Here is an 11,963-nt window from a genome sequence, read left to right on the forward strand (position 1 = left end):
TCACCTTGTCGTTGTTATGACCTAAAATAAAGACGCCCCATGACATGCAGAAATCGATAAACTTGTTGTCATCGATATCGTAGATGTATGGACCCTTGGCGTCGCGGACGAAGAGCGGGGTGGTTCCTACGCTCTTCAGGGCTCTTACTGGGGAGTTTACTCCGCCAGGTATTATCTGTTTCGCCTGCTCGAAAGCGGCGGCTGAGTTTTTTCTTTCTTTCATGTTATCCTATCTTAATATTCCATTCTGCTGCTTTTTCTATAATCTCCTTGGCATAATAGGTGATGATGTAGCGGGCGCCGGCACGCTTGATGGCGATGAGGCTCTCGAATGCTACACGGCTCTCATCGAGATAGCCGAGCTTGGCGGCTGCCTTCAGCATCGAATACTCGCCGCTTACCTGATAGGCTACCATCGGGATGTTCGGGAACTTCTCTACGCCGCGGGCTATCATGTCGAGATATGGCATCGCTGGCTTCACCATCGTCCAGTCGGCTCCTTCTTCTATATCTGCTGCAATCTCATCGAGACCCTGGTCGTGGGTGCGGAAGTCCATCTGGTAGCTCTTTCTATCGCCAAAGCTTGGAGCTGAATCGGCTGCATCTCTGAAAGGACCATAGAAGGCTGAGGCGTATTTGGCAGAATATGCCAATACCTTGCACTGCTTGTCGAGTCCACCTTCACGAAGACGGTTCTTGATGGCTTCTACCTGTCCATCCATCATGGCTGATGGTGCTACGAAGTCGGCGCCAGCCTTGGCATGAACGTAGGCTTCTTCGGCGAGCAATGGGAGGGTGGAATCGTTATCTACATCGTGATGATGCAGGAGTCCGCAATGGCCATGACTGGTGTATTCGCAGAGGCAGACGTCGGTGAAGACGATGATGTCCTTGCCAAACTCAGCCTTGATGGCTTTCACGGCACGAGCGATGAGGGCATCATCGGCATAGGCAGCGCTGCCTCGCTCATCCTTCTGCTCATCAGGAATCACTCCGAAGAGGAGCACCTTGTTGATGCCGAGGTTCTTGATTTCCTCGATGTCCTTCAGGAGGGTATCGATGCTGAAGCGATAGATGCCTGGCATGGTGGAAATTTCCTCCTTCTGGTTCTCGCCCTCTACTACGAAGTAAGGGTAGATGAAGTCTGCGGCACTCAATGATACATCGGCGTACTTGTCGCGAGTAGCCTGGTCTTTACGTAATTCTCTAAATCTTTTCATATCTATGTCGGGGGTTATTTAATGTTGAATGTTGAATGTTGAATGTTGAATTAGGCTTGCGCCCTTCTAACACTTGATTTTTTCACTCTTTACTTTTTGTTCTTCACTTTCATCACTTCTTCCAGATGGTCCTGCGTGATAGGACCACGGGTGATGAACTCGGTGTTCTCAGGCAACTTGCCATACAACTTGATGAAGTTGTCGATGGTAGAAGGCGATGTGAAGACAATGCGCTTAAAATGGTTGAGATTCACACGGCGCGGATTCTTCGGGAGCACATTGTTGTAGGCAACAGCGCTTAACACGTCGAAACCTAATTCCTGCAAAGCCAAAGGAATATCTTCTGGTGATAGGGATGAATGAGGATAGAAAACTAATCTATTTTCATACCGTGTCACGGACTCTTCTAACTCGTAATCATAATTATCAAAATCCATCTTTTCAAACAATTCAAGAGAATGCTCGTATTGTGGTCTTGCAGCATCAAGTCTCTCTTTCTCTTTTTTGAACCATTCTATCACCCCATAGCGATTGTCTTGCTCTACCTGTATAACATTTTTGACGCCAGCCTTATGTAAAGCCTCTGTCGTAGTATCACCAATGGAGATAAACACATGCTTTTCTTGCTCTTTGAATATCAAATCGTAGTCTTCAAGTGTTGCTTCAACGCCATATTGACTTGTAAAGATATAATATAAAGCTTGACTTTCATCCCACTCACAATACTTGGTAAAACATTTTCCATCGTATTGCTTACAATAATTATCTTCGAGGATTTTCGTAAAATAACTTGGGTGATAACTAATCTCTATCAGCGGCGTATATGTGTAATCTGCCTTGCGCTTTTCTATCGCTGGGAGAGTACCTGTATAGAGGGTTGGCTTGATATCCGATGCCTGATAATGCTTCAATCCTGCCACGTAGCCGATGAGGGCGATGAGAGGAGTAGGGAGATTCTGCATCTCGCCGTTTCTCAGATTCCAAAGGGTGGTCTCGAAGGTCTGCTCGTCTGGGCGGCTCACGTTGTAGGTGAGGAGCACAGGGGTGTTGAATGCCCAGCCTTCCTTGTCGATGAGTTGGGTTGCGATGACCTGCAGCTGTTTGGCACCCATGTAATAAACCAGGGTTTCTGCATCGGGAGTTACGGGCTGCGGAGTATGACCGCTTACCAAAGCTACACTTGATGAGAAGTCGCGATGGGTGAGACTGATTTTCTGGGATGCGGCAAGGGCTGAGGCTGTGGTGATGCCAGGGATGACATTCACTTTTATCAGATTACTCTCCAGGTACTCGATTTCCTCGCTGCCATGGGCGAAGATCATCGGGTCGCCACCTTTCAGACGAACCACGTTCTTTCCCTCTCGTGCTGCATCGAGCAGAAGACGGTTGATGTCTGCCTGCTCCTTGTGGTGATAGCCGGCACGCTTGCCTACGTAGATCTTCTCTGCTTTCTTATCTGCCAGATAGGAATCGTCGATGAGGTCATCGTAGAAGATGATGTCGGCGGCATCGATGGCTTTTGCTGCCTTGATGGTAAGGAGGTCCGGGTCGCCGGGACCGAAGCCTACGAGGGATACGGTGCCTTGCTTATCGAGAATGCTCTTGGAAGCGAATGCCTGCTTCAAGGCACTTCCTTTCTTTCCGGTGATGGCAAGGAAACCCTGTAATGGATGGGTTGGGAAAGGGAGCACTTCGGCGATTTCATCCTCCATGCCGAGTCGCTTCAGGGCACAGGTGGCAACGATGGCTGCATCATATTTGCCATCTTTTACCTGCTGAACTCTTTCTTCAATACAACCGCGGATTCCTTTGATAGTCAAGTCGGGACGTAATTCGTTTAAACCTTTCTTGCGGAGCGGACTGCTGGTTCCGATGATACTGCCGGCAGGGAGTTCTGCCAGTTTCTTGTGGTCTCTGCTTACGAGCGAATCGGTGGTGTCGAAAGCAGGGAAGAGGGCGATGACTTCGATATCCTCAGGCAGAGGATAGGGCAGGTCTTTCGCCGAATGGATGGCGATGTCGGCATCTCCTTGGCGGATGGCATCGTCAAGTTCTCTCGTAAAGATATCAGCAGGAGCTTCACCGTTCAGGAGTGAAATCTGCTGGTTCTTGTCGCCGTAAGATTCCAAGTATTTGATCTCGTAGGCGAGTTCCGGGAAGTTCTTGAAAACCTCCTCTACCTGCAGTCGGGAGAGACGACTGCCTCTTGCAATGACTTTAATCTTTTTATTCATCTTTTAAAAATGTCGGTTAAGTTTATGAATAAAACTATTATGATATATATTTCTTTCTCCTTTCCAAAGCCTCCTGCATCTCCAGAATCTCTTCTTCGATGATGGCTTCGGCTTTTTCTACTTCGGCTCCTCTCACTTCGATGTTTTCACGTACCTTCTTCTCCACGTCTCTGATGTTGTAGAGCTGTACGTGGGGGAGTTCGCTGAGGCGGGAATCGATGTCGCGAGGGAAGGCGAGGTCGATGGCGAGCAGGGGTTTCTGCTCCGGGATGTCTTCCTTGCGGATGATGAGATGAGGGGCTGAAGTGGCACTGATGAGGATATCAGTATGTGCCAGGAATTCCTGCTTCTCATCCAGCGTATATACCTTGATGCCGAGCGGATCGGCAAGGTAATGTGCCTTAATCTGGCTGCGGTTGGCGAGGAATACCATTCTGGCTCCCTTGTTCTGGAGGAACTTCAGAATGTCGGCAGTCAGTTTGTTCACGCCGATAATCGTGATTCTCGCGTTTCTTAAATCTACATTCCCCAAAGATTCGATAATCTCGAGGGCTGCAAGACTGTGGGATACGGCACCATGGGAAATCTCGGTTTCGTTGCGAACCCGCTTGCCAACCTGCAATGCGCTTTGGAATAGGCGATGGAGTTCGGCGGTCAATGGGCGCTGAGCCTTGGCTGTATAGTATGCTTCCTTCACCTGTCCCTGAACGGCTCTTTCGCCAACGATGGCTGATTCCAAGCCCGATACCACACGGAAGAGATGGCGGGCTACCTCATCGGGAACTTCGCCTTCGCCGTAGTATATCTCGCTGCGATTGCACGTCTTCAGGAAGATATAAGGAACTTCCTCATCGGGCTGGTTGCTGTTGAAATGTACCTTCTGAGCGGCTCCATTTGTTTTGTTGATATGAACCTCATGGGGGGCTCTGTTTGTCTGGTTGATATGACTTCCTTGAATTTCCAAGAGTGAATCTTGTAGAAAACCATCGAAGACTCTTTCCTGCTCCTTGATGTCGGTTCCTTCAGCGAACTGGCTTTGGTCAATCGATTTGTAATGTATCATTTTCTATCAACTCTTTTATTCTGTTTCTTATTCGGATGCTTCGTTTCACATCCCTCGAATCGCTTCCCACGGCAATGGTGAGGTTGTCGTTGCGATAGATGGCTGGCGAGATGAAGTCGCACTGTGCCGGATCATCGCAGACGCTGGTCAGGATATGCCGTTGGGCAGCGAGCTGTTTGATGTGATGGTTCAACTCGTGGTCGCCTGTGCAGACGAAGAGGAGCTGTACGCCATCCAGGTCGCTAGGCTCGAAAGCCTTCTCTTTTGTTTGGAAGGGTAGTGCCTTGAGCTCATCTGTAATCTCAGGTGCCACCACCGTAGCCTTGTCGGTGAAGCGGGCGAGAATCTGAGCCTTGTGGGTCGCTACCTTCCCTCCGCCAACGATGAGTATGTTGGCGGAGACGATTTTAATCGTTATGGGAAGATAGTCCATATAGACATAGATTGAATTTTATTTCTTTTTGATGAGAACCTTCCAGTAGTTTTCTACTTTTTCGGTAGAGAGGATGGTGTGGCCCTCGTTCTTCACGCTTCCCGGTACGTTCTCGATAGGAGCACCGTCGTCGAGGAGAATCTCCAGAATCTGTCCGCTCTGCATTGGGGTGAGAGCGATTTTTGTCTTCACGAAGTTCATCGGACACATCACGCCACGGAAATCCTTCTTTACATCAGGGGAGATTGCTTCTGGTTCTCCCGCAGATGATTTTTGTTCATTCTCGCTTCCGGTTTTTTGTCCCACAGATTTCACAGATGACACAGATTTTTCTTCATTCTCGCTTGTGTTTTTTTGTCCCACAGATTTCACAGATGACACAGATTTTTCTTCATTCTCGCTTGTGTTTTTTTGTCTCGCAGATTTCGCAGATTCCGCAGATTTTTCCTTTAAATCTGTGTTATCTGTGGGACTTTGATCAGCAGGGAGCTTGAACTGGAGCGAATCATCCATGTTCTGATAGAGATCGTTGAGCAGATCGGCGAGCTCGTCGATAAGCGGTTTCTTTGCTATCAATGATTCGTTGTTTCTTGCCTTATCGGTCAGTACCTTGAACTTCTGTGGGATGATGCCGGCAGCGATGAATTCCTTCTCGAAACCATTATATACATCTTCATCAGTACGAGGGTCGAGGCCACGGGTAACGAGAAGCATTCGGTTCTCGGAGAAGACGATGTCGTGGAGAAGTTTCTCTATCTTCTTTGCGTCCTCTTCGTTCACAATATCCGTGAGATTCGTGAGATCCGTGTGCGACTTATCATCGCCCAATATCTTGTCTATCTCTCTGAGTTTCTCTCTGATGGTATCCTGGTCGATTTCGATGATGTCGAAGAGTCCGGCTGAGCACTCAGCCTTACCGTATTTGATGAGCGAGAACTTCTCGTCATCGCCGAAATCGAAGAAGGTATCAGGCTTTTCTGAATAAGGAGCCACCTCCTTGTATTTTGCAATCAGGTCCTTCACGATGTTCACGCCTCTCTTTGCCACATAGTCGTAATAATCGGCATAGTTGGCTTGTTCGGCTATCACATCACGGAGATAATCTTCAACAAATGCTGGAATCTTCTTTGCGGCGATATAACCCTGCTGCAGGTCGATTTCGTGCTTGCCCTTTACCGGAAGCCAGATGGTGTAGGCTGGATATGGATCATCGCCCACGCGTCCTACACGTCCGCTGAATCCTAAATCTCCCCAGGTAGCAAGCGCACAGATGTTGGTACAGCCATTCATGCGGAGTTCAAAGTCAGGAATGGCATCGAGGTTCAGATCGCTATCGAGAAGTTGCTTGGCGATGCCGTCGATGGCACCCTTTGGCAAACAGATGCCGAGGCGGCAGGTATCGGCTCCTGTACAGCAGGTGAGGTTGGTAACCACCACAGGATAATCTATCTGATAGACGCCCAGTTTCTTGAAGAAGGCGTAGATGTTGGTGAGATATTCATCTGGGATATTTCGCACCTGAATCTGCTCTTTCTTGGTGAAGCGGATTACATCGTTGCCATAGTTGCCCAGATATTCGGCTACTTCTGCGAAGAAATCCGTGGAGTTGTTGCCGTGGCGCAATGGGATGTAGGCATACCAGAGGTTCTCTTTCAAGCCCTCGGCATTGGTCTGCTTGTAGGCGTAACGGCGCTTCCAGGTTTCAAAATCGGTTGGAGCATCCAAAGGCGAAAAGGACGGTTTATGATGTTCCAATGGCAAAGCCGGAGCCTCGAAATCGATTGAACCATCTTTCTTAAGTTCTTCAAACTCTTCGAGATACAATCGCTTGGCTTCTTCTGTTCCGTATTTGTAGAACACGTATCTCATGCGAGCCTTGTGACGGTTTCTTCTGTTTCCGTATTTATGGAACCAGTTTTTCAGAGCTTTGGCTGCTCGGTAGAGATCCTTCTCTGGAAGGAAGTCGAATACCTCCCAACCGGTGTGGGCGTTGCTGGCAGCACTACCGGCGATGAGCACTCTGAATCCCCGCTGTCCGTCCTTGATTCGTGCCTGCAGACCCAGGTCGGCGATGTAGGAGTAGTTGGCTGTAGCCACACTGGTATCTATCGCAACTTTGTATTTTCTAGGCATCGTGAACGAATCTTTCTCGGCGATGAGTCGGGAGGTGAGTTCCTCCACGTATGGATAGACATCGAATTCCTCATCGGCGGTGAGTCCGCTCCGGTCATCCACCATCATGTTTCTTACGGTGTTTCCACCGCCACCAGCGCTGGAGATGCCCACCTTTTCCAACTTCTTCAGAGCCGGAATGGCATCTTCGATATCAACATTGTGAATCTGAATCTCCTGTCGGGTGGTAACGTGGAGATGCGAAGTGGAGAGCTGGTGACCCACAAAGGCTATCTTGGCAAGCTGCTCTGGGGTGACGAGACCGCCGGCACAGCGAAGGCGCAACATATAGTGCTGGTTCTTGCGCTGCTCGTAGATGCCCATAGGTACACGGTTCGACTTCAACTGACCTGCCTGAATCTCGCCCGCCTTGAATTGGTCGATGAGCGACTGGGTATAGTCCAAGTCTCCATTTAATGTAGAAGGTATTCTGTACATGTTCTTGTATCGTTTTAAAAATGTTCAAGGGAATCTGATGAATTCCCATCATTCACTTTCGAAGTGAACTTCCTTATCCACCACTTCTCCGTTCAATACCTTGAAGGAATTGAGGTGAATCTTTCCGTCGAGCAATGAGATGATGGCATAACGGATGTTGGGATCGTTAGCCAGTCTCAGGTCTTCCTGCGATGGGCGGGAAGGCGATGCCGGGTGACTGTGCCAGTTGGCTAGAATCTTCAAGCCCTTGCTTCGGGCGTATTTTAGAGCCGCAAACTGGTCTTTCGGAGCAAAGGCGAAATGCTCCTCGCTATGGTCGATGTTCTCCATCCAGTAGCTTTCCGTCACCACATCATCCTTGCCTAACAAAAGTCCGCAGCTCTCGATGGGTGCGTCCTTCTTAGCCTGCTCGATAATAACTTTGATTACGTCGTCGTAAATCTTCATAAGCTATAGCAAAAATAATCACTAATAAATAATCACTAAATCTTAGTGGTGCTTCAAATCGCAGGCTGCCTGCTCATAATCGATGAGATGGTCGATGGTAGGGTGGTCGCCGCAGATTTCGCAGGATGCACGCTTCTTCACTTTGATGGTGCGGAAGTTCATCGTCTTGGCATCGAAGGTGAGCAATCGGTCGGTAAGCAGTTCGCCCACGCCGAGGAAGTACTTCAATGCCTCTGCTGCCTGGATGGTTCCCAGCATACCGGCGATGGCTCCCAGAACGCCAGCCTGACTACAAGTAGGAACAGCGCCTGCTGGAGGTGGTTCCTTGAAGAAGCAGCGGTAACATGCCGTACCTGGCAAGTGAGTAAAAGTCTGGCCCTGGAATCTCAGGATGCCGCCATGCGAGAAGGCTTTGCCCAGACGTACGCAGGCATCATTGATGAGGAACTTTACAGGGAAGTTGTCTGTTCCGTCGATGACGAAATCCCATGGCTTGATGATTTCCTCGGCATTGTGAGAATCGAGGAAGTCGTGATAAGTGGTCACTTCCACATCCGGATTGATGGCAATCATCTTCTCCTTGGCGCTCTCCACCTTTGGAGTACCCAGGTCCTTGGTCTGATGAATCACCTGGCGCTGCAGGTTACTGAGGTCTACCACGTCAGCATCCACGATGCCGATATGTCCCACACCTGCTGCAGCGAGGTAGAGGGCAACTGGAGAGCCCAAGCCACCGGCACCTACGATGAGTACCTTGGCATTGAGAAGTTTCTCCTGACCTTCGAGTCCTACATCCTGAAGGAGGATGTGGCGGCTGTATCTCTCTATCTGTTCTTCTGTTAAATCTATCATCTTGTTTCTGATTTCTTTTATGGATGAATACTGTAACTTATTTTGATGCGTCAACGATACAAGAAACGTACATTAACGACCGACGTAATCTTATATAAGAACTGCCAAATAAGTTTTTTATTGTACTACTTGTTTACTTTTTTTAGCAGGCGCCGCCTCCCATGAAGTAGAGGAAATCTACCCGGTCACCGTCCTTGAGCTGAATCTTCTCATAGTCTTCTTTCTCAGCGAAGTCCTCGTTCACCTGGATGGTAACCATCTCTGGCTGGAACACCTTGTTAATCTTGATGAGTTCTGCCAATGTCAAAGGAAGAGTCACTTCCTGCTTTTCGTCGTTTACAATAATCTGTGCCATATTCTTTCAAATTTTATGTTGTTATATTCTTTTTAACTGTATGCCCCGTCTCCTTAGCTGAAAGCGCCATTGAGATACTCCTGAGTCAGTTCGTGCTTAGGATGATGGAACACTTCCTCAGCGCTTCCTTCTTCAATCACCTCACCCAGATACATGAAGATGACGTGGTCGGCGATGCGGAGAGCCTGGCGAAGGGTGTGGGTTACCATCACGATGCTGTAATCCTTCTTCAGTTCGGTGAAGAGCTGCTCCACCTTCTTGCTGCTGATAGGGTCGAGGGCAGAAGTACTCTCATCTGCAAGGAGATAGCTTGGCTCTACGGCAAGACTGCGTGCAAGGCAGAGGCGCTGCTGCTGACCGCCACTCAACTTGGAAGCCGGACTCTTCAATCTTTCCTTCACTTCCTCCCAAAGACCTACAGCCTTCAAGTAATGCTCTACGATGCTGTCCAACTTCTTCTTGTTGCGGATACCATGGATGCGGCAACCGTAAGCCACATTGTCGTAGATGCTCATAGGGAGAGGGCATGGACGCTGAGGAACAAGACCGATGTTGCGGCGCACTTCAGAGAGTTTGCTGCTGCTGGCCTCCAGAATGTTGTTGTCACCGAGATTCACCTCTCCATTCATCTTCAAACCTTCCACGCGATCGTTCAATCGGTTGAAGGTACGGAGAAGGGTAGACTTGCCGCAGCCAGAAGGACCGATGATGCAGGTAATCTTTCCCTTAGGAATACTTACATTTACATCTTTCAAGATTTGTGCACCATTGATATATACATTCAAGTTCTTGATGTCGAGCTGTGCATGATTGTTGTGAACAAACTTTGTAGTCATATCTAAATCTCCTATATTTTATGATTCATACTCCCTATATATAATAAGGTGTAATCCTCAGCGTTTATACTTCTTATTTTCGTTTGCAAAGGTACGACGATTTTGCTTATTGGGCAATACCTTATATGGGGTAATTTCATACCCTATATGTGGTATATGGGAATGGTACGATTGTGGTATTGCGCCTTTTGCATAATCTTTATACCTTTGCAACCAGTTAGTATTATATATAATAAGGTATAGATATGAGAAAGAGAATCATAGGAATGATAGTGATAGGAACCTCCTTACTGTTAGCGAGTTGCGGAAGTAAGGGAGAGGTGAAACGTGGTGCTGACGGCAAGCAGGTGCTGAGTGGTTACATTACGCTGTCGGGTGCTTTCGCCCTTTATCCGTTGGCGATACAGTGGGCAGATGAGTTTCATCGCCTTCATCCTGATGTAGATATCGATATCTCGGCTGGTGGAGCAGGAAAGGGAATTACCGATGTTCTTGCCGACCAGGTAGATATTGCGATGGTGAGCCGAGAACTGAAGCCGCAGGAGAAGGAGAAAGGTGCCCTGGCGTATGCTGTGGCAAAGGATGCGGTAGTGGCAACCATCAACGCCAATAATCCGGCATATAAGGAATTGTTGAAGACGGGATTGAGCCAAATGCAGGCTACGGCGATATGGGAGGGAAAGACGAAGATGAATGTCTACACCCGAAGTGATGCCTGTGGTGCCGCAGAGACCTGGGCTGCGTTTCTGGGAAAGAAGCAGGAAGACCTGAAGGGAACGGGAGTGTTCGGAGATCCGGGCGTTGCCGAAACCCTGCAGAAGGACGTGAACGGCATCGGGTTCAACAACATCGGTTACGCCTATAACGACAAGACGCATAAGCCTACGAAGGGTATCGCCATCGTGCCGATAGATGTAAATGGAAACGGGAAACTGGATGCAGAAGAGAAATTCTATGATACGCTGGACGAACTGATGGATGCCATTGCCAAGGGAAAATATCCTTCACCGCCAGCCCGGAACCTCTATTTGGTAACAGCCGGAAAGCCCAAGAACCCTGTGGTAGTTGAATTCTTGAAATATGTCAGGACGAAAGGTCAGAGGTTGAATGGTCCTGTGGGATTCGTACATATTTGATGGGACGGATCAAATCTATCAGAACGATAGGATATATAGAAAAAGGTCGCAAGCAATCATAGCTTGCGACCTTTATTATTCTTTATAAATTATCGAATTATAAATTCCCGAATCAGGAAGTATAATTCTCTAATTCTAAAATTCTTGAATTACTCGATAACTACGAGTGCATCCTCTTCGAGCACAGCCTGACCAGGCTTAACGCAGATAGCTGTAACCTTGCCATCCTTCTCAGCCTCGATGTTGTTCTGCATCTTCATAGCCTCGAGAACGACAACAGTATCACCTGCCTTCACCTCCTGACCAACAGCTACCTCGATGCTGGTGATAGTACCAGGGAGAGGAGCCTTTACAGCGTTGGCTGTATTTACGTTGGCAGCTGGAGTAGCCTCAGCATCATCAGATGCAGCAGCTGGCTGACCGAGCACAACCTTCTTCTTCTCTGGCTCAGCCTCCTGTTCCATCTCAACCTTGTAAGCTTCGCCATTCACGTTCACGCTTGCGATGTTACCCTCAACAGCGTCAATCTGAACCTTGTATTCTTTTCCGTCAATTGTATATTTAAACTCTTTCATTTCTATTACATTATGGTTTAGCTGTTAAACTCAAGAACTTGGCGTTCCACATCGTCTGACGTGGCTTGATAGTGATGATGCCAGGCTCCTTGTCGTGTACGTTATTGCCCTGGTACTCATAGAGTGCCATGGCAATCGCAGCATAAATATTCTTATCCATTCGTTTTTACTTTAATTTTGAGTGTTGATTGTTGAGTGTTGA

Annotated in this window: 13 protein-coding genes; 1 reads left to right on the top strand and 12 read right to left on the bottom strand. The window is 48.2% G+C overall.

The features are described from left to right. The 10 genes from ACWJAO_RS04850 to ACWJAO_RS04895 all read right to left on the bottom strand — a co-directional run. Positions 1–223: aminotransferase class III-fold pyridoxal phosphate-dependent enzyme (locus ACWJAO_RS04850; protein WP_449139450.1), on the bottom strand; the 223-nt coding region annotated here is incomplete at its 3' end. 1 nt (position 224) lies between these two features. After that, positions 225–1,220, bottom strand: a complete 996-nt coding sequence (hemB, locus tag ACWJAO_RS04855) for a porphobilinogen synthase (RefSeq protein ID WP_449139451.1) — start codon at positions 1,218–1,220, stop codon at positions 225–227. A gap of 89 nt (positions 1,221–1,309) precedes the next feature. Beyond that, positions 1,310–3,454, bottom strand: coding sequence for a uroporphyrinogen-III C-methyltransferase (gene cobA, locus ACWJAO_RS04860; protein ID WP_449139452.1), 2,145 nt, complete (start codon positions 3,452–3,454; stop codon positions 1,310–1,312). A gap of 37 nt (positions 3,455–3,491) precedes the next feature. Then, entirely contained in the window at positions 3,492–4,517 is a 1,026-nt protein-coding gene (gene hemA / locus ACWJAO_RS04865; RefSeq protein ID WP_449139453.1) for a glutamyl-tRNA reductase, read from the bottom strand. Further along, positions 4,495–4,950, bottom strand: a complete 456-nt coding sequence (locus ACWJAO_RS04870; protein WP_449139454.1) for a precorrin-2 dehydrogenase/sirohydrochlorin ferrochelatase family protein — start codon at positions 4,948–4,950, stop codon at positions 4,495–4,497. Before ACWJAO_RS04870 ends, hemA begins: the two co-directional genes overlap by 23 nt. A gap of 18 nt (positions 4,951–4,968) precedes the next feature. Beyond that, on the bottom strand, positions 4,969–7,560 hold the full coding sequence (locus ACWJAO_RS04875; protein WP_449139455.1) for a sulfurtransferase TusA family protein: 2,592 nt from the start codon (positions 7,558–7,560) through the stop codon (positions 4,969–4,971). Positions 7,561–7,608: 48 nt separating this feature from the next. Beyond that, the gene (locus ACWJAO_RS04880; RefSeq protein WP_449139456.1) at positions 7,609–8,007 is read right to left on the bottom strand and encodes a M67 family metallopeptidase; all 399 of its coding nucleotides are present in this window, start codon (positions 8,005–8,007) and stop codon (positions 7,609–7,611) included. A 42-nt stretch (positions 8,008–8,049) separates the two neighbouring features. Next, positions 8,050–8,859, bottom strand: coding sequence for a HesA/MoeB/ThiF family protein (locus ACWJAO_RS04885; protein ID WP_317606182.1), 810 nt, complete (start codon positions 8,857–8,859; stop codon positions 8,050–8,052). A 142-nt stretch (positions 8,860–9,001) separates the two neighbouring features. Continuing rightward, entirely contained in the window at positions 9,002–9,214 is a 213-nt protein-coding gene (thiS, locus tag ACWJAO_RS04890) for a sulfur carrier protein ThiS (RefSeq protein ID WP_293461570.1), read from the bottom strand. Between the two features lie 53 nt (positions 9,215–9,267). Next, on the bottom strand, positions 9,268–10,050 hold the full coding sequence (locus ACWJAO_RS04895) for a phosphate ABC transporter ATP-binding protein (RefSeq protein ID WP_449139457.1): 783 nt from the start codon (positions 10,048–10,050) through the stop codon (positions 9,268–9,270). A 245-nt stretch (positions 10,051–10,295) separates the two neighbouring features. Between ACWJAO_RS04895 and ACWJAO_RS04900 the strand changes: the two genes are divergently transcribed. Then, positions 10,296–11,186, top strand: coding sequence for a PstS family phosphate ABC transporter substrate-binding protein (locus ACWJAO_RS04900; protein ID WP_449139458.1), 891 nt, complete (start codon positions 10,296–10,298; stop codon positions 11,184–11,186). 149 nt (positions 11,187–11,335) lie between these two features. Here the strand turns inward: ACWJAO_RS04900 and ACWJAO_RS04905 are convergent, their stop codons facing one another. Beyond that, on the bottom strand, positions 11,336–11,761 hold the full coding sequence (locus tag ACWJAO_RS04905; protein WP_022120280.1) for a biotin/lipoyl-containing protein: 426 nt from the start codon (positions 11,759–11,761) through the stop codon (positions 11,336–11,338). Positions 11,762–11,771: 10 nt separating this feature from the next. Beyond that, positions 11,772–11,921, bottom strand: coding sequence for a hypothetical protein (locus ACWJAO_RS04910; protein ID WP_176425588.1), 150 nt, complete (start codon positions 11,919–11,921; stop codon positions 11,772–11,774). Positions 11,922–11,963: the final 42 nt, after the last annotated feature.

Source organism: Segatella sp. (assembly GCF_977051555.1).

Excerpts from the sequence above, each read along its gene's own strand:
- hemB (WP_449139451.1), bottom strand. The coding sequence starts at position 1,220 with ATGAAAAGATTTAGAGAATTACGTAAAGACCAGGCTACTCGCGACAAG.
- cobA (WP_449139452.1), bottom strand. The coding sequence starts at position 3,454 with ATGAATAAAAAGATTAAAGTCATTGCAAGAGGCAGTCGTCTCTCCCGA.
- hemA (WP_449139453.1), bottom strand. The coding sequence starts at position 4,517 with ATGATACATTACAAATCGATTGACCAAAGCCAGTTCGCTGAAGGAACC.
- ACWJAO_RS04870 (WP_449139454.1), bottom strand. The coding sequence starts at position 4,950 with ATGGACTATCTTCCCATAACGATTAAAATCGTCTCCGCCAACATACTC.
- ACWJAO_RS04875 (WP_449139455.1), bottom strand. The coding sequence starts at position 7,560 with ATGTACAGAATACCTTCTACATTAAATGGAGACTTGGACTATACCCAG.
- ACWJAO_RS04880 (WP_449139456.1), bottom strand. The coding sequence starts at position 8,007 with ATGAAGATTTACGACGACGTAATCAAAGTTATTATCGAGCAGGCTAAG.
- ACWJAO_RS04885 (WP_317606182.1), bottom strand. The coding sequence starts at position 8,859 with ATGATAGATTTAACAGAAGAACAGATAGAGAGATACAGCCGCCACATC.
- thiS (WP_293461570.1), bottom strand. The coding sequence starts at position 9,214 with ATGGCACAGATTATTGTAAACGACGAAAAGCAGGAAGTGACTCTTCCT.
- ACWJAO_RS04895 (WP_449139457.1), bottom strand. The coding sequence starts at position 10,050 with ATGACTACAAAGTTTGTTCACAACAATCATGCACAGCTCGACATCAAG.
- ACWJAO_RS04900 (WP_449139458.1), top strand. The coding sequence starts at position 10,296 with ATGAGAAAGAGAATCATAGGAATGATAGTGATAGGAACCTCCTTACTG.
- ACWJAO_RS04905 (WP_022120280.1), bottom strand. The coding sequence starts at position 11,761 with ATGAAAGAGTTTAAATATACAATTGACGGAAAAGAATACAAGGTTCAG.
- ACWJAO_RS04910 (WP_176425588.1), bottom strand. The coding sequence starts at position 11,921 with ATGGATAAGAATATTTATGCTGCGATTGCCATGGCACTCTATGAGTAC.